Here is a 22,518-nt window from a genome sequence, read left to right on the forward strand (position 1 = left end):
AATGGCAAAATTAAAAACCTGGTTAACTGGCCTGTTAGCTATCCAGCTGGTTTTGGTTGCAGGGTTATTTTGGAGCAATGAATACCAGCAGCAACAAAACATACAACAACGGTTGTTTAGCTTTAAACAGGCAGATGTAAACAAGGTAGTCATTAGTGATAGCGATAACAGTGTGAGTATCAGTAAGGTTAATGGCCAGTGGTTGTTACCAGATGTAGCTAACTTACCAGCTAATGTTGATAAATTAACGGATGTATTAGCTAAACTAAAAAGCATTCAAACGGGTTGGCCAGTAGCAACGACTACTTCCAGTCACGAACGCTTTGAAGTATCTGAAGATAAATTTCAGCGGCAAGTACAGCTTTATCAGGGTGATAAGCTGGTTGGAGAACTATTGGTTGGTACTTCACCTGGTTTTCGTAAGGTGCATATTCGTAAACCGGAAGAAGATGTCGTTTATACGGCAAAGCTAAACAGTTATGAATTGCCAGCCAAAGGCGATGACTGGTTGGATAAGTCATTATTAGCGGCTGGAGGGGTGGATAAAATTAAGTCTATCAAAGGTGCTGATTATTACTTGGAAAAATCAGGCGATAGTTGGACTTTTGCTATCAATAAACAACCATTATTATCGAGTGAAACCATTGATACTAAACTGGATGTAGAAAAAGCTAAGCAATTAGCCAAGACTTTCACTAACTTTCAGGTGCAAGGAGTGGCAAAGAGTCCACCTAAAGCGGATAACACTGACAATAAGCAAGTCACAATTGAGGTTGTTACTGAAAAAGGTAGTTTTTCTTACCAACTCACTACAGTTAAAGATAAATACTTCGCTAAGCGTAGTGATATTGATCAGACCTTTACCATCAGTAAATACGACTACGAGCGCATAGCCCAGATTGGTTTGTCACAGCTGGCTGCTGATACCCAAATGACAACTGAAGGACAAGTTCCGTTAGCTACTGATCAACCATCTGAAAAAGTGGAAACTTCCCAGTCAGATGAAGAGGAGGCTACGGGTCAAAAGGATGACTCCTCAAAAAGTTAACGCTTTTTGGTGCACCGTATCAGAGTGAGTGCTCTCTTGTATTGGGCGATAAAAATGGCACTTTGTCGCCCAAACATGTTTTCTTGAATAAACTTCCTGTCTTATATCGTACACTATGATTATTCTACTACTTGTAGTGACTGATATGGGATAACAGCGCACCCTTTCTCCATTCTTGAAGGGCTTTCGCCTTAGTAACAGAAGACCCTGTTCCCCATGTTTGCTCGCCTTTGCGACAACCTTTAGTGGGAGTAGTGGTCTGGTTAGGGGCGTTGTTGTGGCAGCTTGCTATGTATTATAAAATTTTTATAAGGACAACTAATGGACTCATCCCCTTGGCTTTCTAACTTTTTTATTACACCAGAATTTCTCACCCAAGTGAGTCAATCAATTACTCGGTTTATTGCTGCACTTTTACTGCTGCTATTTGGATTTTTTGTTGCTCGTTTTTTGAAGGACTTCAGCAGCCGTTTAATTGACAGTACTCATCGGTTGTTACATCGCTTTTCAAAACAGGGGGCAGGCTATATTCAACAATTGCAGCCTGCCAGCAGTCGCTTTGTACCACTTCTAGTGTATTGGGTCACCCTAATAGTGTTTATAGGTTTGGCAACCAATGTGTTGGGGATAGAAATTTTCACTAAATGGATCGATGCCTTTTTAGCTTACTTACCTACATTAGTCGCAGGTATTGTCATTATACTGGGTGGCTTTATTTTTGGAGAAATGGCCAAGGATTTAGCCACCAGCGCCGCTATTGCAGCGAACCTTCGCCACAGTGAACTACTTGGTCGAATTGCCCAAGTGTTTTTAGCGGGTAGTGCCATTTTAATTGGTGCGGGCCAGGTAGGGATTGATGTTACCTTTGTGGTGAATATGGCTACTGTTGCTTTAGCCGCAGTTTTAGGGGCTTTTGCCCTGGGGTTTGGTCTGGCTACGCCACGGCATGTCAGTAACTTTATTAGTGCGCGCTATGTACAACGGCATTACCACGAAGGTGAAACCATCCAGGTAGGAGATTATGGTGGCCGAATTGTTGAAATTACCCCCCATGCAGTTGTTATCGAAACTGATCAGGGGGAGCTGCATATTCCTGCTAAATTTTTTACCGAAGAGCCTTGCTTAAAACGTATTAAAGAAGTGCAAAGCAGTAAAGATGAGAGTGAGGAGGCTGTTAATGGAGAGTAAACAAAAGCTAGCATTAACTTATCTGGAAAGGGCGCCAGAAGCTGCAGCAAAAATTTTAGAAACAATGCCAGAAGCAGCCATTGTGGATTTACTTAAACTTGTGTCTGTCCCGGTAGGGGCTGCTACACTGGTGCAGCTGACCAGTGCCAAAGGCATTGTTTGCATAGACCAGTTAGATCATAACACCGCCGCGAAGCTACTGACGCAAATATCAGCTACTCATGCTGCGACTTTGTTAAAAGGGCTTTCTCAAACTAAAACCAAAGCCATTTTGCATCAAGTGCCTAAGTTAAAAGCCCAGGCTATTCAAGTATTATTGGCTTATCCGGCTAGTGTGGTAGGAGCTTGGATTACTCCTCAGGCATTAACATTAAGAAATAATATTACCGTAGCAGAAGCATACCAACAGCTAAAATCGTTTCAAGGCACAATCCAGCATCGGTTATTTATTCTAGATCGTCGGCAAAAGCTAGTGGGGGTTATCGCTGCAACGGATGTGATGGGTAAGGTTGATGAAGCTAAAAAGTTAAGTGAGTTAATGGATTCAAAGCCTGAAGCGTTACGCTCTCGGATGCAGTTGAATCAGGCACAAAAACATCCTGACTGGAGCCACTCAATCGTAATGCCTGTGGTTAATCGACATGATGAGTTTATTGGTGTATTAAATTATGGTGCCTTGAACCAAGCAATTGAGCAATTAAAAAATCTACCTGAAAAAATGATGGAAGCTCCTCAATTAAGTGACAGTCTTGGGCAATTACTTTCAGATAGTATCACTGGTGTTTGGCAAACGTTGCGTGATGCATGGGATTTAAATTCGAGAGGAGGACAAAATGACAAGCGCTAGCCTTTCAGAAACCAGTAATGTTGATAACATAGCAATTAATCGATTAAGCCAACAGTTTCTATTAGAGTATCCTAAAGACGCTGCAAATGTTTTAGAAGCTTACCCACTTGAAGAAATGGCTTTGTTGTTAGCTGAGCAGTCAACGGCTACGCTAGTTCGTATCTGGAGTTTTTTCCCGCCTCATATTGCTGATCAATTGTTGCCTTTGCTGGAAAGCCGTGCTCAAAAAAATCTATTATTGGTAATGGATACGCCTGATTGTGCACAAACGTTAAATCGCTTATCGAAAGAAGATAAGCAGCGGTGCCTGGAAAATTTACCGGAAGATTACGCAAACGACTTGCAAAAGCTGCTTGAATATCCAGAGCGTACTGCTGGGCAAATGTTAGACCCAAGAGTTATTCGGTTGTTGCCCGATAATACGGCAGATGATGCACTACGTTTATTACGGAAACAAAAACACAAGCCTATTCGAAAAGTGTTTATTGTGGATGCTGATCAGCAGTTGCAAGGCATTGTTGATATTACCGCCTTGGCTCTCAGTGAAGGCGATGAAAAATTACAACAACTAGCGTTGCCACCCAGGGCATTAATTTCGCCCTTTGACTCCCTTGATGAAGTCGCTGATAAATTGACTCAGTTTAAGCTGGATATTTTACCTGTCATCGATATTAATGGGAAATTATTAGGTGCCATTCAACACCCCTCTCTATTACGAACTTTACAAGATAATTCATTAACTGATATACAGGCCATGGTGGGGGTGAGCAGAGAAGAGCGTGCTTTATCCAAAGCGTGGTTTGCGATTAAAAAGCGCTTGCCTTGGATGGAAATTAATTTAGTCACTGCATTTGCTGCAGCTTCGGTAGTCGCTTTATTTGAAGATACTATTGCCAAATTTACAGCGTTGGCCGTATTACTGCCTGTTGTGGCTGGACAGTCGGGTAATGCAGGTGCCCAGGCACAAGCTGTCACTATTCGAGGTTTAGCCTTAAAAGAAATTACCGTTAGAAATTGGTTAAGGGTTTTACTCAAAGAAATCAAGATCGGTGTGGTGAATGGTATTGCCATTGCGTTGACCACAGCAATAGGTGTATATATTTGGAGTGGTAGTATTGGTCTATCGTTAGTGATTACCATTGCGATGATCATTTCTATGGTAATGGCGGGTATGGCAGGAGCCGTTGTCCCCATTGTATTAACCAAACTGGGTCAAGACCCAGCCCAGTCATCGTCGATTATCCTAACCACCATTACGGATATTGCTGGTTTTATGTCATTTTTGGGTATTGCCACATTACTGTCGGCATTGTTATAAGTTTATAGAAGCGATTCAAAAACCCTGAAGGTAAAATGCTAAAAAAGAGTCTGTTAGTTGGCTTTTTGCTATTAATCATTCTGACAGGTATTGTGCTTTTCTATTTTGCCTATTTGGGGTATCAATCCCAATCTGGGCAGCCGAGTGGTCTTATCAATGGTGTGCTGGCTCAATGTCCCGCTAAGCCTAATTGTGTCAACAGCGACTTTAAAGAAGATACCACTCATTTTATTGAACCGCTAACCTTGCCAAAATGGCAGTCTAAAGAAATTATGGCGGCGATCACGTCAGTCATTGAAAATGCTGGCGGTACAATTGTTAACCGTCAGGCGCATTATGTTGCAGCAACTTTTACATCAACCATTTTTGGTTTTGTCGATGATTTAGAGGTTCGGTTAGATGAAACAAGCAAACTGATCCATATCCGCTCCGCCTCACGGGTTGGGCATAGTGATCTTGGCCAAAATAGAAAACGGGTGAGTGACATAAAGCAACGTTTGTTGATCTTGTTGTGATCAAAGAAAGCTTCATTTAGTAGGGGATATATACCCAATGCGTAGGGTTTTTAGGTGAGGCCATCAAGTGACGAAGTCTCATGAGCCTATATTAATAGGTAATTGGGGTGAGGAACGATGATAACAAAACCTAAAAATGATTCGCGACGGGTATAGCCAAAGCAGAAGGGTATAATAATGTACGAAATTAAACGTTTACCCAAAAAGTATGAAAATAAATATTCTGAAGAAAAGTTTTGGAGTAAGGTAAAAAAGTATGCAAAAAAGGCTGGTGAGTCTGTTTTGGAGCCTGCTTTAAAAATGTACTATGCCTTAATGGATTCAGACACGCCAGCCTGGGCAAGGGCGGTAATCATCGGTGCTTTAGGGTATTTTATTTCTCCCCTGGATTCTATTCCAGATATAATACCGGCATTGGGTTTTACAGACGATGTGGGCGTTTTAGCAGCCGCATTAGCGACAGTTGCTGCTCATATAAAAGATGAGCATGTAGAAAAGGCTAAAAAAACACTTAAGAAATGGCGTGGTAAAACCGATTAACATTAGAGGTGCCCTAAAGTAAGTAACCTCCATCAACGTCCAAAACTGCATTACGCATAGCTAACGACTGATTAGACAATAAAAATTCAATAGCACCAACTTGGTCATCAGGCTGCATAACTCGACCTAACGCTGTACTTTGCATCGATTTAAACAAGCCACTCTGTTGTTCAGATGTCATGCCAGCTTTGCTTTGAATCTCGGTAGCAGTGACGCCTGGGCGAACGGAATTAATGCGAATACCTCGTGGTGCAAGCTCAAGATTGGCTACGCGTGCGATTGCTTCAAAGGCTGCTTTGCTTGCAGAGTAGGAAGCGGCATTGGCAAAAGCTTTATTGACAACAATACTGGAAACAAATACCACACTGGATGGGTTGTTGAGAGTGGGCAGGAGTGATTGTAACGTAAACAATGGGCCTTTTGTGTTTATCGTCATTGTTAAATCATACACTTCTTCTGTTGTGGTAACAAAAGACTCAGGATAGAACACTCCAGCGTTTAGGACCAGACCGTCTAATCGAATATTATCTTTCTGTAGCGACTTTGATAGTTGTACTAGCTGATGAGTGTTAGCACTATCAGCCACTAGCCCTAAACAGCCAAGCGCCTGACTGACTCGATCAACTTTGGTTTGATCACGACCTGTGATGATCACATGATGGGCTGATTTGACTAGGTGTTCTGCTAATGCTAACCCAATTCCAGATGTCCCGCCGGTTATTAAAACCGTTTTATCTTTCATACTGATCTCCTCGTTTATAGTCGATGCTTTGCGATATTTGAGAGACTATCAGCTTGATCAGATGTTCATAAGGCTCCAATATGAACACACACTGATTCTATTTGAGAAACAAAGACAAGGATTTAACGTGTCATACCTAAACCTGCCGTTACTCCATATTTTTCACTTAGTGGCTGAGCGAGGAAGCTTTCAGGCTGTCGCAAATGAATTAAGCTTACCCAGATCTTCAATCAGTAAAAAAATACGACAGCTTGAGGATTTTGTTGGACAACCATTGATTAAGCGCTCCACACGGCAACTTCATTTAACCGAAGTGGGCCTCAATTTACTGGCGGGTACAGATGACTTAACAAGAATACTCTCTAATATGCATGATGTAATTGAGGAAACACAAGCTATTCCAAAGGGCAAGGTTAAAATCAGTGCTAGCATGTTAATGGGCCAACGATTTCTTATCCCGCTGTTGAGTAAGTTTCGTAAAAGGTATCCTGAGATTGCTTTGGAAATAAGTTTTAAAGATGAGAATGTTGATTTTCTTACCGAAAAAGTTGATATTGCTATTCGTATTGGGTGCTTGCCTGATTCATCACTCATAGCAAGACAAATTGGTACAAAACAGTGGGGCTGGTTTGCCTCAGAAAGATACTTATTAGAACGTGGATACCCTAAATACCCTCACGAATTGAAACAATATGACTGTCTAGCGTTTGGGAATATTACTAATACATTCAACTGTTGGCCATTTCAAGATAAGTATGGGCATACGGAAACAATTGAAGTCACACCAGCGATTAAAACTGATAACAGCAGGGCTTTAGTAGACATGGCGTGTGAAGGCCTTGGAATTATAATGATTGATCCTGCATTTATTAGTGAGGAAATAAAAATTGGCAAGCTAACCCCAGTCTTACCTGAATGGGGGCATCCTGATACCAGCCCGATAAATTTAGTCTGTTTGGGGCAACGTACTAAAGCCGCTCAAGTCGTTTGGCAGTTCTTGCTAGAACACTTTTAGGTCTTCTTGATAGTTGTAATAATTACTTCCATAAGCGTACACCTTGGGAAATAAATAAAGGAAAAGATCGGGATGAGGTAGCAGAGACTTGTTTAGTTACCTCAAACCTTATAAGGCAACTCGCGATTGCTTTTTATCCATTAACGCCTTATTTGTCCACATCTATTCTAGCTGAGTTGGGTGATGATGTGAAAAATTGTCTTTGGCAGTCAAAATTTAAAATTCAATTGATTAATATCAATCATGCGAGAAGTCATTTTAGTAAACTCAATAAATAGGTTAATAGTTTAAGACTTTGCCTTGGCGATGTTCTTGGATAATGGTGTTTAACTTAGGAACTAGTTTTTTGTGTTTTTTATGCAAATAGTGGAATAAGGGAGTTGTTTGAAGTGGTGGGGTAAGCATTTTTATATCTTTGAATCCTAGTGATTGGATAGAATTTAAGCCTATTAATCGATCGAGAATTACAACTTCGACTCGATTAGAATTCAACATATGAAGTGCTTGCTGATTAGTGTTTACCAGGACAATATTAAAGCCTCGAGTATTATGTTCTGCTACTTTATAACCTATTCTAAAGCAAATACGGTAAGGCTTTACACTTTCCCAGCCTTTGACAGTAAACTGTTTTGTTTTACTAAATGCCATGTGCTCAGCAACAAGATAGGGTGTCGGTACTTTAATCAAGTTGGGGTATGCTAAATTGATATTGTCAATGCGAAACAGCTCGCCATCGGTGACTGCTTGGTTAGTCAATACCAAAGACCTTTCAGCAGGCAGCCTTAAGAAATGGATGTTAATACCTAGTTTTTGATAAGCCATTCGAATGATATCTTTTGCTGTATTGGTAAGAGGGCTGTCATCGGTGATTTGTGTAATTATTAAGGCATTGTTGCTGGCTGTGATGGGAATAAGATAGCTATACAATAGTAGAAATATTATTGCTCTTATCATGTTATACCCTTACGCAGTGGGTATGTGTGCCTAAACCGATTGATTATAACTATAGTCAACACCTTATGATAATTGATAAAACCGCTTGCGAGGCTGTTATTTTTGCTTTTATTGCCAGATAGTCTCATTCTTATGTTATATACCTTTCAGGCGACTATTATGTAATTACTGCTGGGTGTTAGAGGTAATTATGCACTTATTGCTATTTGTAATAACTTTTATATTTTTTACTCAATTATCTTTTGCTACAGCTGGAACGCCTGAAACGGTTGTTCTTGCTATAGAAGACTCAGGCAGCTTTCCCATTTATAGGAAGGCTGCAAGCCATTACACAGGGAAGCACCCAGGTTTTTTTATTGAATTTGTTCGAGAGATAGAAGCTGATTTAGAAGTCAATATTAATATTGTTAGAATGCCATGGAAGCGCTGTTTAGTCAGCTTGCAAGAAGGACGTGTAAATGCTGTGACGTCAGCAAGTTATAAACCAGAACGAGAAAAAAGTGGTCGTTATCCTAAAAAATCCGGTCACTTGGATATTGGGAGAAGGTTTAATACTTCGAGTTATTTTCTTTATTCGATAGAAGGAGCATCAGTACGTTGGGATGGAAATATTTTAGAAAATAAAAGTAACTTATCAGTAGGTGCTCAACGAGGTTTTTCAATAGTGGCAGATTTAAATAACCTTGGTATAAAAACGACAGAAGTTGATGACCCAGGGTCAGGATTTATTATGCTGCTAAATAGTCGACTATCGGCTTTAGCTGTTCATGAGAATGTTGGACAAGTGTATGTGAGAAAGCATGACAATATTAAACAATTGTCTCCGCCACTAAAGACAAAACCTTATTTTTTAATAATATCGCATCAGTTTTATGATAAATATCCTGACTTCTCTGAAAAAATATGGGATACAGTTGAAAAGATAAGAAACTCAGAAAAGCTAGCAAAGATAAAAGATAAGTATTATTCTTTCGGTAGTTGGCCAGACTAACTAGTTAGATGTATAGCGATTATATATTTTATCTAAATTAATGTTGTCGTTGCTTCGCACAGCCATAATGTATTTTACTGAGTACAAAGGTGTATCGACAAAATGATAAGCTTTTTCTCGTTCCGGGTTTCTAGAAAAACCAAGAAATACATCAAATGTTCATTTTTCCAAATTGAGCTTTATTCGTTTGAATGGGAAAAATTTATTATAGCCGGCAATCCTAATGTTTGGGTTTTCCTTTTCAAGAGCATGTATTATTTCGACACATAGCCCTGTCATTTCTCCATCTTTCATAAAGTATTTCGGTGCACTATCCTGAGCGCCAGTGTTTAACTCAAATGAAAAGACTGCATAGGCGTTCATGATGAGAAATAATGACAAACTAAAAGTAACCAAGAGTTTCAAACGGTTGGGCTTAGAAACCATTCTTGTGCCTCTAATACTGCTTTAAGGTAATTGAGTTCATTTTAGTATTTATTGGCTATTTTGGAAGCTGTCGAGTAGATCCAAGCCCTTTATCAAAGACAACAGCTATATAGGGAAAGGCTTTCCATATAATACAGTTGGTGTTTAACTTGTTATCTTTAACTATACTTCATAAGACTTATAATGAGCGGCCTTATGTTAAAACATCTAATCAAATAGAAAGTATCTAGCCAATGAAAAAAACAATAGCAACAATGTTAGCCTGTGTCGGTATAGCGGGGGCTCATGCCGAGTGGACGACAATCCTTTGTTCGGGGGCAGGCAGTTTGGAAGCATTAGTTAATGAAGACGGAAGCCAGGTGACTGCTTCTGGTCAGTGGGTGACAGACACTAATTTGATGGGCAGAGCGATTCATTATTTTAGCCTCTCTCAAGCTGATCATGATTTACTGAAAAGCCAATGTCAGGCACAGTTGGCTAACGCAGAGCCATTACCTGTTTATTCGCAAAATAATTTGGGCTTTTTTAAGGTAAATTACTCAAATGGGGGGTATGGCTTTGAGCCTAGACATTATAACTCGCAAAGGATGAGAGATATTAATCATTATTTTAGGAGCTTATAATTACGAGCACCCCTAAAAATGCCCTTTTTTCGCGATAGCTGCGTTAGCTCCGTACTCAGGTCCTCATGTATTAATTATACACTGTGGCCTTCCGTGCGGTGCTGTCTTGCTCTCACAAAAAAATTGCTATTTTTAGACGCACTCTTAAGAATACCCTTATAGAGCACCCCTTAAATATAGACAGCCGCTAACTGAGAGTAGCGGCTGTCAATATTAATTTATCAACGCAAAGATATATACCCAAAGCGTAGGGTATAGATTAAATACCCATGGCGCTAGAGGTACTTCGACGTGGGTCGGGAGCCCCGTAGAAAGTACCGTTTGTAATCATGATACTTTGAATGGCACCCATTGCAGACTGCTGGCTCACTTTGTGTTCCATGCCTTCCAGTAACCGAATGGTATCTGGGCTGATACCTTGTTCAATACGAATTTCATCGGGTAACCACTGATGATGAATTCGTGGTGCACTCACTGCAGCCAATATATTTAGATTATGGTCAATAACATTCATAATCACTTGTAATGTGGTTGTGATAATTCTTGAACCACCAGGGCTACCAGTCACCATAAAGTTCTTGCCGTCTTTTTTCACAATAGTGGGTGACATTGAGCTCAGCATCCGTTTTCTCGGCTCAATTTTATTGGCTTCTCCACCAATTAAGCCATAAGCATTGGGTACCCCAGGCTTGGCACTGAAATCGTCCATTTCGTTATTCAGTAAGAAACCGGCACCGTCTACTACAATTCCTGAGCCATAACTGAAGTTGATGGTATAGGTATTGGCTACTGCATTACCGAATCGATCTACAATAGAGAAGTGAGTGGTTTCGTTACTTTCATAGCCAGGAGGCGTACCTGGGCTGATAGTTTTACTAGGGGTGGCTTTATTCAGATTAATTTGGTCACGCAGCGTTTTTGCGTAGTTTTTATCCGTTAAGCCGGCCACTGGCACTTTTACAAAGTCAGTGTCGCCTAAATATTTAGAACGATCCGCATAAGCCCGCTTCATGGCCTCGGCCATTAAGTGGATAGTTTTAGCAGAATTATGGCCATATTTGCCAATAGGGTATCCTTCTAAAATATTCAGGATTTGTACGACATGAGTACCTCCTGAGCTGGGACTTGGCATGGAATAAATATCATAACCACGATAGGTGCCGTGTACCGGCTTACGAACTTCGGGTTGATAACCTTTTAGGTCGTTATGGGTGATTAGCCCGTTATGGCGTTTCATTTCTGCCACAATTAAGTCGGCAGTTTTGCCTTGATAGAACCCTTTACGACCTTCTTTAGCAATGCGCTTTAAGGTTTCGGCTAAATCTTTTTGGACTAAACGTTCGCCAGGTTGGTAAGGCGATCCATTGGCTTTATAAAAAGCTTTTTTCGTAGCAGGCCATTTTTTTAACATGGCAGCGGCTTCAATGGTGCCTTTGGTAAAGCGAGCTGGCACAATAAACCCTTCTTCTGCTAGCCTAATGGCTGGCGCCAGTGCGCGCTCCCTTGAAATAGAACCATGACGCTCCAGGGCCATTAATAAACCAGCCACTGTTCCAGGCACACCGGCGGCTAAGTGCGTAAAGCGACTACGGTCAGTGACCACATTACCTTTACTGTCTTGGAACATCTTTTCACTAGCACCAGAAGGCGCGGTTTCCCGGTAGTCGATGGCTTCCACCATTTTTTTCTTGTCGTTGGAAATCAACATAAAACCACCACCGCCAATGTTACCCGACCGGGGTTGGGTAACCGCTAAAGCAAAACCAGCTGTAACAGCCGCGTCTATAGCATTCCCCCCTTCAGCCAGTACCTGCTGAGCAACTTTGGTGGCTAATGTATGGCTGGTGACTACCATGCCTTTTTTAGCTTCAATCGGTACACTACGCTCACCTTCTATTATGGCTTGTTTGGCAGGGGGTGTTGCTGCACAGGCGGTAATAGATAAGGTTAAGGTGACAAGCCCCCAGCGACAACGAGTCAGTTGTCGTTTGCTTGGAATGGATAAAAATTTTTGGATCATTGTTGTTATTCCTCTGGAAAGTGACTTCCATTTATGTGTTTTTTATAAATCGCTTGAAGTACAAATAATTCTGCTTGACAGCGGTAATAAAATGCCACTGTTTCACAGTTTCCAGGTATTGGCATTATTTGTAAACAAGGGTAAGAGGAAAGGCAAAATTAGTTGCTTATAGTTACCGGTTATTAACTTATCACGAAGTTAACTAATAATCGATAGGGGGAGTAAGACGGCTTGTTTTGGTTTTTTTACTGTCTTCTAATGGATCATTTTTTTCTATTCATTCAACAAGAGTGCATTAGCCTGGGAAGCATCCAGGCTATCAGCTAGCTATAGATCGTCGGTTAGGTTAGCCAATACATAATGTAAAATACCACCCTGCTGGTAATAGTGCAGTTCATCCAGGGTATCAATGCGAGAGCGGACATTAATGGTTTCAATCGACTGGTCTGGGCTCGAAATTACAACAGCTAATATTTGTTGGGGGCTAAGTCCAGCTTTAATTCCAGTAATACTGATAGTTTCTTCCCCCGTTAGTTGCAGGCTGGTTCGGCTGACACCTTGCTCAAACTGTAGTGGTAATACGCCCATCCCAATTAAGTTTGATCGATGAATCCGCTCAAAGCTTTCTGCAATGACGGCTTTAACGCCTAATAAACGGGTGCCTTTGGCGGCCCAGTCACGGCTTGAACCTGTTCCATACTCTTTACCGGCAATGATCACTAAGGGAATGCCACGAGATTGATAACGCATGGCTGCATCGTATATGGGTTGTTGTTCTCCTGTAATTACATCCAGGGTATAGCCGCCTTCAATGCCAGGAACCATTTCATTACGAATCCGAATATTGGCAAAGGTACCACGCATCATCACTTCATGATTACCCCGACGAGAGCCGTAGGAATTAAAGTTTTTAGGTTCAATGCCTTGGCTTTGTAAATATTCTCCAGCTGGACTATCGGGTTTAATGACCCCAGCCGGTGAAATATGGTCGGTGGTGACTGAGTCTCCCAGCAGGGCAAGAACACGTGCCCCCTCTATATCCGACTGCTGAGGTATAGCATACTGACCTTCAAAAAAAGGGGGGTGGCGAATATAAGTGGAGTCATCATCCCAACTAAAAATTTCTCCTGTGGGCACACTCAACTGTTGCCATTCTTTAGTGCCATCAAATACAGCCTGGTACTCCTGATGAAACTGGCTTTGTAACACATGCACCTGCAATTGTTGTATTTCGTGCTGGGTTGGCCAGATATCTTTTAGATAGACCGGCTTGCCTTGATTGTCCTCACCAATTGGGTCGGTGGTTAAATTAATACGCAAGGTGCCTGCCAGGGCATAAGCAACGACGAGTGGTGGTGAGGCTAGCCAGTTAGCTTTTACCTGAGGGTGTACGCGGCCTTCAAAATTGCGATTACCAGATAATACCGAACAAACATGTAAATCGGCCTGCTGAATCGCTTGGCTAATAGGCGCGGGTAGGGGGCCTGAGTTACCAATGCAGGTGGTGCAGCCATAGCCCACTAAGTTAAACCCTAACTGATCGAGTGCAGTTTGTAAGCCAGAGGCAGCAAGATACTCACTGACAACTTTCGATCCAGGCGCCAGGGAGGTTTTTACCCAAGGCTTGACTGTCATGCCTTTTTCCAGGGCCTTTTTCGCGACCAACCCAGCGCCTAGCATAACAGCAGGATTAGAAGTGTTAGTACAGGAGGTAATCGCGGCAATCACAACATCACCATCGGTTAGCTCATAGTCCTCGACTTTAACTGTTCGGGCGGAGGCTTGCCCAGCCAGCTCCAGGGTTGCTTGCATGGTTTGGGCTGCTTGTTTTAATGCCACTTTGTCTTGAGGGCGTTTGGGGCCTGCGAGACAGGGCTCAACAGTGGCTAAATCCAGAGATAATTGGCGGCTATATAAAGGTGCAGTTGCATCATCTGCTCGCCACAGCCCTTGGGTTTTTGCATAGGCTTCCACCAAAGCAATGGTTTCTGCAGAGCGACCACTGAGCTGGAGGTAAGTTAGGGTTTCTTGATCGATAGGAAAAAATCCGCAAGTAGCACCGTATTCAGGGGCCATATTAGCAATGGTAGCGCGATCAGCTAAGGGCAGGTGATTAAGCCCAGCACCATAAAACTCTACAAACTTACCGACAACCCCTTCCTGACGAAGTAATTGCGTGACAGTTAGTACTAAGTCGGTGGCAGTTATCCCTTCCTGAAGTTTTCCAGTCAGCTCAAATCCCACTACCTCAGGAATCAACATCGAAATGGGTTGCCCTAACATAGCGGCTTCAGCTTCAATGCCTCCAACGCCCCAACCCAATACGCCCAGTCCATTAATCATGGTGGTATGGCTGTCAGTGCCGACTAATGTATCTGGGTAAAGATAATGCGCTTGACCCACCTTGCATTGCCATACGGTTTGGGCCAGGTACTCTAAGTTGACTTGGTGGCAAATGCCGGTGCCAGGAGGAACAACACGAAAGTTACTGAAAGCCTGTTGTCCCCACTTTAAGAACTGGTAGCGCTCCTGGTTTCTTTCCATTTCGAACATAACGTTGTCACGAAAAGCAGCAGTATCGCCAAAGTGGTCGACCATTACTGAATGGTCAATCACCAGATCGACGGGGATCAATGGGTTAATAGCTTGGGAGGTACCTTGCTTAGCCTGCATCGCCTGGCGCATGGTAGCTAGGTCAACCACGGCAGGTACCCCGGTAAAGTCCTGCATTAACACTCTAGCAGGGCGAAAAGCTATCTCTTGGTTGGCTCGGCGTTGACTGAGCCAGCCGAGTAAGGCTTGGATATCGGCTATGGTGACTGACTGGCCATCTTCAAAGCGGAGCAAGTTTTCCAGCAGTATTTTGAGTGAGAAGGGTAATTGACTAACATCGCCAACCCCTTCTTTATGGAGTGCATGAAGGTCATAGTAAAGGTATTTATGATCACCCACGACAAGCTCGCGGCGCGTGTTTAGGCTATCGTGTCCTACCTGCATGAGCTAGGTCCTCAACCATAGTTAGCTAAATAATAGTTGTAAGCTAGATGCTGTTAGCTAACTATAGAAGAAGATGCTTGGTGTTTCAGATGAGCATCAAGTTCAGTAAAGCCACCAATATGTTGCTGGCCAATAAATACCTGGGGTACCGTGACAACAGGCTTGCCAATTGTTTTTTCTAAGTCTGCCTGGCTAATACCCGCTTCGTGTATATCAATGTATTTGTAGTTAAGGGCTTTGATCTCACATAGCTCTTTAGCACGACGACAGTAACCGCAACCAGGTCGACCAAAAATAGTAATACGCTGCATAGTCTTTAACTCCAAAACTGTGTTTGATTCCGAAATTTGTAAGCAAGTGGATATTTATAGTCTCTATTAATGGTTGAACTTCAGCTAATTGTATTGATCTATCTTTGTGATAAATTTTGCCGATCAGCGGCTGGCATGGCTACCCAGAGATGGAAGATTAGGGTATAACCCCTACAAGTAACTGAGCAAACATCCGCGGGTAAGTGAGCAATACAGTAAAGCAAGCAGCCCCGTTGAATAAAACAGATTGAGCCCGTTGGCACACAGCCCAACTAGAACGTCACTAATTTGTTTGAAAAGTAAATTTGTTTAAACGTTAAAGTGGCATAGAGATTGGCTTAGAAAGTAAGCAGGTTGAAAAGAGAGTGTGAATGAAGCGCTGGTTTTTTAGACTTACATTATTAGTAGTGTGCTTAGCTGTGGCAGGCTTTTTCATTACTGAGGCTACACCGCCGTTTGCAGCAGCCCAAAACAGCACATTAACCATTAAACAGTTAACTAAGGCAAATGCACCTGTTTATTTAGCTAATGAAAAACGCTATCAAGTAACTTTATTGCCTACCGAAGCTTCTGCTGTACTCAATCATGGTGTAACCAAGGTACAGCGCTCATTGCCATTTTTAACGGGAATCAAAGCAGATTATTTGAAAGATAAGGTACAGCTACAAGGGGTAATAAAAGTACTTGGTCGCTACTTGACCTTATCATTTGCAGTTGAGCCAACACCCGAAGTGCCAAAGCTAACCGCACTGAAAGTAGGGCCTATTCCTATTCCTCAGGTGATAACAGACTGGGGGATTGAGCAAGCACAACAGCTTCCCCGTACACAGCAGTTATTGTCGATTTATCAAACGATCGAGCAGGTTAGCGTATCACCCACACAAATTGTCGTGAAATATCAGTCAAGTAAAGTGGTATCAAGCATTAACCAGCAAAGCCGAGAATTGCTTTTTAGCGCCCAGCAGCAGCAACAAATAGGTTATTACTTAACCGCTATTTATGTGTTTGCCTCTCAACAGCAAGAGGTTCGTTTACCCGATTTTTGGAAATTATTCCAATACCTAGCGGAGCAAGCACGGCAACAAGTACAACAAGGGGCGTCTGCTGTGGTGCAAAATCAGGCCATGTTGACAGCGTTAGCCTTATATCAATCATCATTTCCTACAGCGGATTACTTGGCCAATAAAGCACTGCGTAATGAGCGACGTCGGATTTTTTATGTACACCGACGTAAAGATTTGGCCAGGCACTTCAGCTTTTCAGCAGCCATAGCCTTGTATGCAGGCAATGAAGTATCAGACACACTAGGGTTGTGGAAAGAGCTGGATGATGCAAAAAATGGTTCGGGTTTCAGTTTTTATGACTTGGCTGCTGATCGTGCGGGTATTCAGTTTGCTGCTTATGCAACTAAAGATGAGCAAACAGCCAAAGCCGTACAACAAAAAATAGTCAATACAACAGCTGATGCATTAATTCCTCGTTTAAGCCGATTACCTGAAGGGATGACAGAGAGCCAGTTTAAGCAAAGGTATCAAAACCCCGACAGTAAAGACTATCAGCAGTTGGTAAAGCAAATCGACCAAACAATTCAAGCTAGTCAGTTATACCAATAAACTGTATCAATAAAGACTGCTGCTAATGCAGTTTTTTCAAGCTATCCTCTAAAAGGGCATCGCTAATAAGCCTGCTATCAGCCCTCTAGAATTATAGTACTGGGTATTGCGCTTGAATTTGGGTCTTAGACAAAAAATAGCAACTACCATTTTAGTGGTAACCGTTGTGCTGCTGTTGATTAGTGGATCTTTGTATTATATCAATAGCCAGCAGGCACTCACTCAAGCAATTAAACATCACCTGGCGACCACTCTCACTATCCAGGCTGCCAGGTTGAATCAGGTTATTCAGCAGCATCAAGAGCGCCTGGCATTGCTTACCAGTCGAACTCAGCTGAGACTGTCTTTACGTGACCATTTGGAAGTGCCAAACCCTGCTGCCTTAGCTAAAGTCACTAAAATTTTAATTGACGCAAAAAAAGCCATTCCAGATTTTAGAGGGATTATGGTGCTTTCATTGCAGGGAGACGTACTCGCTGCAACAGAGCCTGCTCTACTAGATAGTGACTTTACTGACTTACACTTGCCGACGCCTACGCCACAAATGTGGGTAAGAGTGGTTGTTACCCCACAAAATCAAAAGCAATTGCACATTGTTAGCCCTCTTGTATTGGAAAATAAAGAGCTAGGTCAGTTGGTGGTGATAGCCGGTTTGGAAAGTATTCAGGCTATTGTGACTGGCTTGATAGGGCTAGGGCTGTCTGAAGAGACGATTATTAGTTATCAAACTGCAGAGGGACAGGTTGAGTCTATTTTACCTGTGCGTTTTGCCAATCAATTGCAGCCGTTTCAGCTTAAGATTAATCCGTTTAAGTTGATAACGGCCGGTCAAGCCCCAGAACTATTGGAATTAACTGACTATCAAGGGCATCAAGTATTTGCTTATGTCACTACATTTTCCAAAACTGGTTGGGGAATGACCTTGAAAATTGATCAAGATGAAGCGTTAGCTCCTTTGGCTAGGCAGCGTCATTTCATGATAATTGCTTTATTAGTTTCAGCTTTTGTCACCATTTTATTTGCGGTTTTTCTGGCAACCAGCATTACTCGCCCCATTAACAGCTTAACCCACGTGGCTGTCATGATTGCCAATGGGGATTTAAGTCAACGTATTCATAGCTTTACCAATGATGAACTAGGAGTATTAGCTAGAGCATTTAATCAAATGGCAGATAAGTTAATTGCTGCAAATGAATTGCTTGAAGAACGAGTCAGAAATAAAACACGAGATTTAGCGGAAACGAATGAAAAACTGCTTCTGGCAAATAGCCAGTTAGAACGTATTTCTCGATTAGATGGTTTGACTGAAATTGCTAATCGACGCGCCTTTGACCAGGTATTAGCGCAAGAGTGGAGTCGCTGCCAGCGTGAAGAAAAAAGGCTGGCTTTGATTTTGTTAGATGTTGATCTATTTAAAAACTACAATGACATGCTTGGTCATTTAGCGGGTGATCAGTGTTTAAAACAAATTGCAAAAGAAATTGAAAGCACTTGTCAGCGTCCAGGGGATCTGACGGCTCGCTATGGTGGTGAGGAGTTTGTTGTACTGCTGCCAAACACCGATAGTGCTCATGCGCACCTGGTGGCTAATAAGATTCAAGAGCAAATAAAAGCTCTAGTCATTGCTCATCCAAAATCTGCTACGGGGTATGTGACACTAAGCATGGGGATTGCTGCTTGTATCCCCAGCCGGGAATTACAACCAGCAGATTTAATTGATCAAGCTGATCAAGCACTTTATCAGGCTAAGCAACAAGGGCGTAATCAGATAGTTGAGTACACGCCAGCTGATGACTAATTAGCGACTGATTGGCTCATTAACCGATACGTTTGTAGTTTATCCAATAACCAGCCTTTGGTTTTCATAGCGGGTTTACCAGGGCATTGGATTTTTAAGGGCTGCCCTGTTTTTGCGCTTCTGCTGGCAGTTAACACAATAAACTCTTCAGCATTGCTAATATCGTCTTTAAAAACCGTTTGCTTGCGTTCGATATAGTCGAGCATAGCGGCTGGTTGATATTGTTTGCCGTTATACAAAAAACGGCAGTGAGTATCCTTCACTTGTTGTTTTAGATAACGTACTTCGTTGGCAAATTGTTCCGATGCCTGGGTTGGGCTAACCAATACAAACATTGACGCCACCAATAAGACCCAGCGATTAATCATACTATCCATTCCAAGCAACCTAAGAAAACAGCGCAATTCTAGCAAAATTGATCCTTAAGACCAGCCTAAATATTATAAAAGGCCAGAAAAACTGCACTTATGAGCTAATAAAGACAAGACTTTCAAGGCGTTAGTTGCCAATGAAGATCCTGGGCCAGGGTTATGCACAATTATTAGCGGTAGCTTTTAACGCAAGCAAACATGCCCTGGTAATAGGTTAGTTCATGCAACATGTAAAGAGTTGCATGGTGTTGAATTAAAAGTGCTGTTTAACCAGTCCGTCATATCGGTATACACTTGTTGGTAGTTAATTTCATTAAACATTTCATGACGGCCACCCACATAAATGGCTTCGGCGACCTGCTTTATACCGGCGGCTCGTAAAGCACTTGCTAGATATTTCAAGCGCTTGCCGGCACTGATGGGGTCATCTCGGCCTCCAAGCACATAGATGGGTAAGTCTGAACGTATCGATTTTAGGTTACTCACTTGGTTAATGCGTTGGAGTGCTTGAAATAAATCGACCCACAGTTGTGGTGTACTAATAAAGCCACACAATGGATCTGCGACATAAGCAGCTACTTGTTGGCTATCTCGACTGAGCCAGTCATGGTTTGTATGATGCGGAGAAATACGACGGTTGAAGCGACCAAATACCAGTTGGTCAATTAGACGACTAGGGGTGTTTGCTCCTAAACGCCAACGCTCAAGTTGGGCAATCCAGCGACTCGCAGTAAATTTTAGGGCTAAGTCATGATTAGAGCCAGATAAAATCACGGCGTGAATAGCCCGACTATGGGTTAATAAAAAGTCTTGGGCAAGATAGGAGCCCATACTATGCCCTATAAGTGTAACAGGCAGTTCGCCAAACATGTCAGTGGCCCAGGCCTGAACAGAGAGTACATCGCTGATGAGGTAATCCCAGCCATTATGGTCACTGAAGTGGCCGAGTTGGGTTTGCTGACCCGTTTTGCCATGCCCCCGTTGGTCATGGGCTATAACAATAAAGTGTTGCTGGTTGAGCCATTCTGCCAGCCGTTGGTAGCGGCCGCTGTGTTCCGCTAGCCCATGAAGAATATGAACAATACCTTTTGCAGGGTAATTGGGTTGCCAGTAGCGGATATATAAACGACAGCCTGTCACTGGTAACCAGTGACTATTGGCTGGTTGCTTGGGTTTTACATCGGTTGTGTTTTCCATAAGCGGTGCAACAGTGGGGGTCATCCTGCAAGCCTTGGCGTTTTAAAAGATAATACTTGTTAATTTACGCTATGGTTTTAAGCTAATTCGTTGGACTTCATTAAATTGAGATGTTAAAAAAAACGCTCGTTTGAAACTGGGTTCAGCTTAAGCCTTTACTGAGTAAAAAACAAGCCAAGCAGAGGCAGTTTTGAGGTTGTCAAACCACTACACTTAAAAACAACTGGGTAGCTTGGCAATAACAAAAATAGTGTTCAGCAGTTAAACCACTGTTGAATTAGTAAAACTTTTTAGGAGCTTATTCAATGACTGTGGACTTCTGGAAGGACAAATACCCAACAGGGATTCCCCGTGAAATTTCAACGGGAGAGTTCACTTCCATTCTGGATGTATTTGAAGCATCCTGTAAGAAGTTCGGTGATTTACCCGCCTTTTCTAATCTAGGACAAGTATTAACCTATCGACAGCTGGATCAGCTCAGTAGCCAATTTGCAGCTTACTTGCAAAATGAAACAGATTTAAAGCCAGGTGATCGCATTGCTATCCAAATGCCGAATATATTGCAGTTTCCCATCGCTACATTTGGTGCGTTGCGTGCAGGGTTGATTGTAGTGAATACGAATCCGCTGTATACCGAGCGGGAAATGGAGCATCAGTTTAATGATTCTGGTGCGAAGGCACTTGTTGTATTAGCCAATATGGCTCACCTAGCGGAAGATGTGGTACCCAAAACTCAAATTAAGCATGTTATCGTGACTCAGGTAGGCGATATGCTGCCCTTGTTAAAACGAGTTGTGGTGAACTGTGCGGTCAAATACCTTAAAAAAATGGTGCCCAGCTATTACCTTCCTCAGGCGGTAGGGTTTCTTGACGTGTTAAGCAAAGGGAAACATCACAGCTTACAGCCCCATCAAGCGAGTTTTGACGATGTGGCTATTTTGCAATACACCGGTGGTACGACAGGTGTTGCTAAAGGAGCCATGCTGACTCACCGTAATATTGTAGCCAATATGTTTCAGTGTAAGGCGATTACTTGCCATATCTTGGAAGAAGGGAAAGAAACTGTCATAGCGCCTTTACCGCTTTACCATATTTATGCGTTTACCTTTCACTGTATGGTGGGGTTATTTTTAGGGTTGCACAATGTATTAATTACCAACCCTCGTGACTTACCTGGTTTTATTGATACCTTGGAAAAACAGCCGTTTACCGTATTTGTTGGTTTAAACACATTATTTGTGGGTTTGATGAATAATGAGCGGTTTCGCCAACTGAACTTTAAACCGTTAAAGCTGACACTGTCTGGCGGAATGGCTTTACAGTTAGATACCGCTAATCGTTGGGAGCAACTAACAGGTTGTAAAGTGTGTGAAGGATATGGCATGACTGAAACATCACCTGTGGTCAGTACCAATCCATTGCCTGATGTCAAACTAGGATCGATTGGTATGCCGATTCCTTCAACAGAGATTAAGTTGTGTGATGATGAAGGTAATGATCTTCCATTTCATGAAACGGGGGAGCTGTGCGTGCGTGGCCCACAGGTAATGAAGGGCTATTGGAATCGAGAGGAAGAAACAGCCAAAGTGTTGTCAGAAGATGGCTGGTTAAAAACCGGTGATATTGCCACTGTCGATGAACAGGGTTATATCAAAATTGTGGATCGTAAAAAGGATATGATTGTCGTCTCAGGGTTTAATGTGTACCCCAATGAATTAGAGGACGAATTAGCTACTCACCCCGATGTGTTGCAATGTGCGGCGATTGGTGTGCCCAGTGAAAAAACCGGCGAAGCCATAAAAATGTTTGTGGTTAGCAAAAACCCCAACTTAACCCAGGAAGAATTGGTTAATTATTTAAAAGAGCGAGTCACTGGCTATAAAGTACCAAGAGTGTTTGAGTTTCGGGATGAATTACCTACGACAAATGTAGGGAAAATATTACGCCGTGAATTGCGAGATCAGGAATTATTGAAGTTGAAAAAGGCGAGTTAAAAAGTACTTC

21 protein-coding genes are annotated in these 22,518 nt (G+C 42.3%); 13 read left to right on the top strand and 8 right to left on the bottom strand.

Features of this window, described 5'->3' with window-relative positions; all coding sequences use genetic code 11:
- Position 1 precedes the first annotated feature (1 nt).
- The 6 genes from OQE68_RS23955 to OQE68_RS23980 all read left to right on the top strand — a co-directional run bounded on the left by OQE68_RS23955 (position 2) and on the right by OQE68_RS23980 (position 5,456).
- The gene (locus OQE68_RS23955) at positions 2-1,048 is read left to right on the top strand and encodes a DUF4340 domain-containing protein (protein ID WP_180567872.1); all 1,047 of its coding nucleotides are present in this window, start codon (positions 2-4) and stop codon (positions 1,046-1,048) included.
- A 321-nt stretch (positions 1,049-1,369) separates the two neighbouring features.
- A complete protein-coding gene (locus OQE68_RS23960; RefSeq protein WP_180567871.1) occupies positions 1,370-2,236 on the top strand; it encodes a mechanosensitive ion channel family protein in 867 nt (288 codons plus the stop codon).
- Entirely contained in the window at positions 2,226-3,083 is an 858-nt protein-coding gene (locus tag OQE68_RS23965) for a magnesium transporter MgtE N-terminal domain-containing protein (protein WP_180567870.1), read from the top strand. Before OQE68_RS23960 ends, OQE68_RS23965 begins: the two co-directional genes overlap by 11 nt.
- The gene (gene mgtE / locus OQE68_RS23970; RefSeq protein ID WP_180567869.1) at positions 3,070-4,401 is read left to right on the top strand and encodes a magnesium transporter; all 1,332 of its coding nucleotides are present in this window, start codon (positions 3,070-3,072) and stop codon (positions 4,399-4,401) included. The genes OQE68_RS23965 and mgtE overlap by 14 nt, the downstream gene beginning before the upstream one ends.
- A gap of 35 nt (positions 4,402-4,436) precedes the next feature.
- Positions 4,437-4,916, top strand: coding sequence for a DUF1499 domain-containing protein (locus tag OQE68_RS23975; protein WP_180567868.1), 480 nt, complete (start codon positions 4,437-4,439; stop codon positions 4,914-4,916).
- Positions 4,917-5,093: 177 nt separating this feature from the next.
- Positions 5,094-5,456, top strand: coding sequence for a YkvA family protein (locus tag OQE68_RS23980; protein WP_180567867.1), 363 nt, complete (start codon positions 5,094-5,096; stop codon positions 5,454-5,456).
- A gap of 13 nt (positions 5,457-5,469) precedes the next feature.
- Here OQE68_RS23980 and OQE68_RS23985 read toward each other — a convergent pair whose 3' ends face one another.
- Positions 5,470-6,198 carry an SDR family oxidoreductase gene (locus OQE68_RS23985; RefSeq protein WP_180567866.1) on the bottom strand — a complete coding sequence of 243 codons (729 nt, stop codon included), beginning with the start codon at positions 6,196-6,198 and terminating at the stop codon, positions 5,470-5,472.
- Positions 6,199-6,325: 127 nt separating this feature from the next.
- Here OQE68_RS23985 and OQE68_RS23990 point away from each other — a divergent pair, with 127 nt between their 5' ends.
- Together OQE68_RS23990 and OQE68_RS31005 are read left to right on the top strand one after the other, a co-directional pair.
- The gene (locus OQE68_RS23990) at positions 6,326-7,213 is read left to right on the top strand and encodes a LysR family transcriptional regulator (protein WP_180567865.1); all 888 of its coding nucleotides are present in this window, start codon (positions 6,326-6,328) and stop codon (positions 7,211-7,213) included.
- On the top strand, positions 7,186-7,491 hold the full coding sequence (locus tag OQE68_RS31005) for a hypothetical protein (protein WP_219339979.1): 306 nt from the start codon (positions 7,186-7,188) through the stop codon (positions 7,489-7,491). Before OQE68_RS23990 ends, OQE68_RS31005 begins: the two co-directional genes overlap by 28 nt.
- Before the next feature lies 1 nt (position 7,492).
- Here the strand turns inward: OQE68_RS31005 and OQE68_RS23995 are convergent, their stop codons facing one another.
- A complete protein-coding gene (locus tag OQE68_RS23995) occupies positions 7,493-8,167 on the bottom strand; it encodes a substrate-binding periplasmic protein (protein ID WP_180567864.1) in 675 nt (224 codons plus the stop codon).
- A gap of 190 nt (positions 8,168-8,357) precedes the next feature.
- Here OQE68_RS23995 and OQE68_RS24000 point away from each other — a divergent pair, with 190 nt between their 5' ends.
- Positions 8,358-9,158, top strand: a complete 801-nt coding sequence (locus tag OQE68_RS24000; protein WP_180567863.1) for a substrate-binding periplasmic protein — start codon at positions 8,358-8,360, stop codon at positions 9,156-9,158.
- Positions 9,159-9,317: 159 nt separating this feature from the next.
- On the opposite strand, the gene OQE68_RS24005 is transcribed toward OQE68_RS24000, so the two are convergent.
- Positions 9,318-9,584, bottom strand: coding sequence for a hypothetical protein (locus OQE68_RS24005; RefSeq protein WP_180567862.1), 267 nt, complete (start codon positions 9,582-9,584; stop codon positions 9,318-9,320).
- A 233-nt stretch (positions 9,585-9,817) separates the two neighbouring features.
- Between OQE68_RS24005 and OQE68_RS24010 the strand changes: the two genes are divergently transcribed.
- The gene (locus OQE68_RS24010; RefSeq protein ID WP_180567861.1) at positions 9,818-10,207 is read left to right on the top strand and encodes a hypothetical protein; all 390 of its coding nucleotides are present in this window, start codon (positions 9,818-9,820) and stop codon (positions 10,205-10,207) included.
- A gap of 259 nt (positions 10,208-10,466) precedes the next feature.
- Here the strand turns inward: OQE68_RS24010 and ggt are convergent, their stop codons facing one another.
- From ggt to OQE68_RS24025, 3 genes are all read right to left on the bottom strand, one after another.
- On the bottom strand, positions 10,467-12,227 hold the full coding sequence (ggt, locus tag OQE68_RS24015) for a gamma-glutamyltransferase (protein ID WP_180567860.1): 1,761 nt from the start codon (positions 12,225-12,227) through the stop codon (positions 10,467-10,469).
- A 327-nt stretch (positions 12,228-12,554) separates the two neighbouring features.
- Entirely contained in the window at positions 12,555-15,224 is a 2,670-nt protein-coding gene (gene acnA / locus OQE68_RS24020) for an aconitate hydratase AcnA (RefSeq protein ID WP_180567859.1), read from the bottom strand.
- Between the two features lie 53 nt (positions 15,225-15,277).
- The gene (locus OQE68_RS24025) at positions 15,278-15,535 is read right to left on the bottom strand and encodes a GrxA family glutaredoxin (protein ID WP_180567858.1); all 258 of its coding nucleotides are present in this window, start codon (positions 15,533-15,535) and stop codon (positions 15,278-15,280) included.
- Positions 15,536-15,906: 371 nt separating this feature from the next.
- Between OQE68_RS24025 and OQE68_RS24030 the strand changes: the two genes are divergently transcribed.
- Entirely contained in the window at positions 15,907-17,148 is a 1,242-nt protein-coding gene (locus OQE68_RS24030) for a YfiM family lipoprotein (RefSeq protein ID WP_180567857.1), read from the top strand.
- Positions 17,149-17,260: 112 nt separating this feature from the next.
- On the top strand, positions 17,261-18,946 hold the full coding sequence (locus tag OQE68_RS24035; protein WP_180567856.1) for a diguanylate cyclase domain-containing protein: 1,686 nt from the start codon (positions 17,261-17,263) through the stop codon (positions 18,944-18,946).
- On the opposite strand, the gene OQE68_RS24040 is transcribed toward OQE68_RS24035, so the two are convergent.
- Together OQE68_RS24040 and OQE68_RS24045 are read right to left on the bottom strand one after the other, a co-directional pair.
- Positions 18,943-19,323, bottom strand: coding sequence for a DUF5329 family protein (locus OQE68_RS24040; protein WP_180567855.1), 381 nt, complete (start codon positions 19,321-19,323; stop codon positions 18,943-18,945). The genes OQE68_RS24035 and OQE68_RS24040 overlap by 4 nt on opposite strands.
- Positions 19,324-19,536: 213 nt before the next feature.
- Complete coding sequence (locus OQE68_RS24045; protein ID WP_180567854.1) at positions 19,537-20,538, bottom strand: alpha/beta hydrolase; 1,002 nt, start codon at positions 20,536-20,538, stop codon at positions 19,537-19,539.
- A 281-nt stretch (positions 20,539-20,819) separates the two neighbouring features.
- On the opposite strand from OQE68_RS24045, the gene OQE68_RS24050 reads away from it, so the two are divergent.
- Complete coding sequence (locus OQE68_RS24050; RefSeq protein WP_180567853.1) at positions 20,820-22,508, top strand: AMP-binding protein; 1,689 nt, start codon at positions 20,820-20,822, stop codon at positions 22,506-22,508.
- Positions 22,509-22,518: the final 10 nt, after the last annotated feature.

The organism is Spartinivicinus marinus (genome assembly GCF_026309355.1).
Taxonomy (GTDB): Bacteria; Pseudomonadota; Gammaproteobacteria; order Pseudomonadales; family Zooshikellaceae; genus Spartinivicinus; species Spartinivicinus marinus.

Bases quoted from the DNA above. Each gene is read 5' to 3' on its own strand.
- OQE68_RS23955 (WP_180567872.1), top strand. From the start codon at position 2: ATGGCAAAATTAAAAACCTGGTTAACTGGCCTGTTAGCTATCCAGCTG.
- OQE68_RS23960 (WP_180567871.1), top strand. From the start codon at position 1,370: ATGGACTCATCCCCTTGGCTTTCTAACTTTTTTATTACACCAGAATTT.
- OQE68_RS23965 (WP_180567870.1), top strand. From the start codon at position 2,226: ATGGAGAGTAAACAAAAGCTAGCATTAACTTATCTGGAAAGGGCGCCA.
- mgtE (WP_180567869.1), top strand. From the start codon at position 3,070: ATGACAAGCGCTAGCCTTTCAGAAACCAGTAATGTTGATAACATAGCA.
- OQE68_RS23975 (WP_180567868.1), top strand. From the start codon at position 4,437: ATGCTAAAAAAGAGTCTGTTAGTTGGCTTTTTGCTATTAATCATTCTG.
- OQE68_RS23980 (WP_180567867.1), top strand. From the start codon at position 5,094: ATGTACGAAATTAAACGTTTACCCAAAAAGTATGAAAATAAATATTCT.
- OQE68_RS23985 (WP_180567866.1), bottom strand. From the start codon at position 6,198: ATGAAAGATAAAACGGTTTTAATAACCGGCGGGACATCTGGAATTGGG.
- OQE68_RS23995 (WP_180567864.1), bottom strand. From the start codon at position 8,167: ATGATAAGAGCAATAATATTTCTACTATTGTATAGCTATCTTATTCCC.
- OQE68_RS24000 (WP_180567863.1), top strand. From the start codon at position 8,358: ATGCACTTATTGCTATTTGTAATAACTTTTATATTTTTTACTCAATTA.
- OQE68_RS24005 (WP_180567862.1), bottom strand. From the start codon at position 9,584: ATGGTTTCTAAGCCCAACCGTTTGAAACTCTTGGTTACTTTTAGTTTG.
- OQE68_RS24010 (WP_180567861.1), top strand. From the start codon at position 9,818: ATGAAAAAAACAATAGCAACAATGTTAGCCTGTGTCGGTATAGCGGGG.
- ggt (WP_180567860.1), bottom strand. From the start codon at position 12,227: ATGATCCAAAAATTTTTATCCATTCCAAGCAAACGACAACTGACTCGT.
- acnA (WP_180567859.1), bottom strand. From the start codon at position 15,224: ATGCAGGTAGGACACGATAGCCTAAACACGCGCCGCGAGCTTGTCGTG.
- OQE68_RS24025 (WP_180567858.1), bottom strand. From the start codon at position 15,535: ATGCAGCGTATTACTATTTTTGGTCGACCTGGTTGCGGTTACTGTCGT.
- OQE68_RS24030 (WP_180567857.1), top strand. From the start codon at position 15,907: ATGAAGCGCTGGTTTTTTAGACTTACATTATTAGTAGTGTGCTTAGCT.
- OQE68_RS24040 (WP_180567855.1), bottom strand. From the start codon at position 19,323: ATGGATAGTATGATTAATCGCTGGGTCTTATTGGTGGCGTCAATGTTT.
- OQE68_RS24045 (WP_180567854.1), bottom strand. From the start codon at position 20,538: ATGACCCCCACTGTTGCACCGCTTATGGAAAACACAACCGATGTAAAA.
- OQE68_RS24050 (WP_180567853.1), top strand. From the start codon at position 20,820: ATGACTGTGGACTTCTGGAAGGACAAATACCCAACAGGGATTCCCCGT.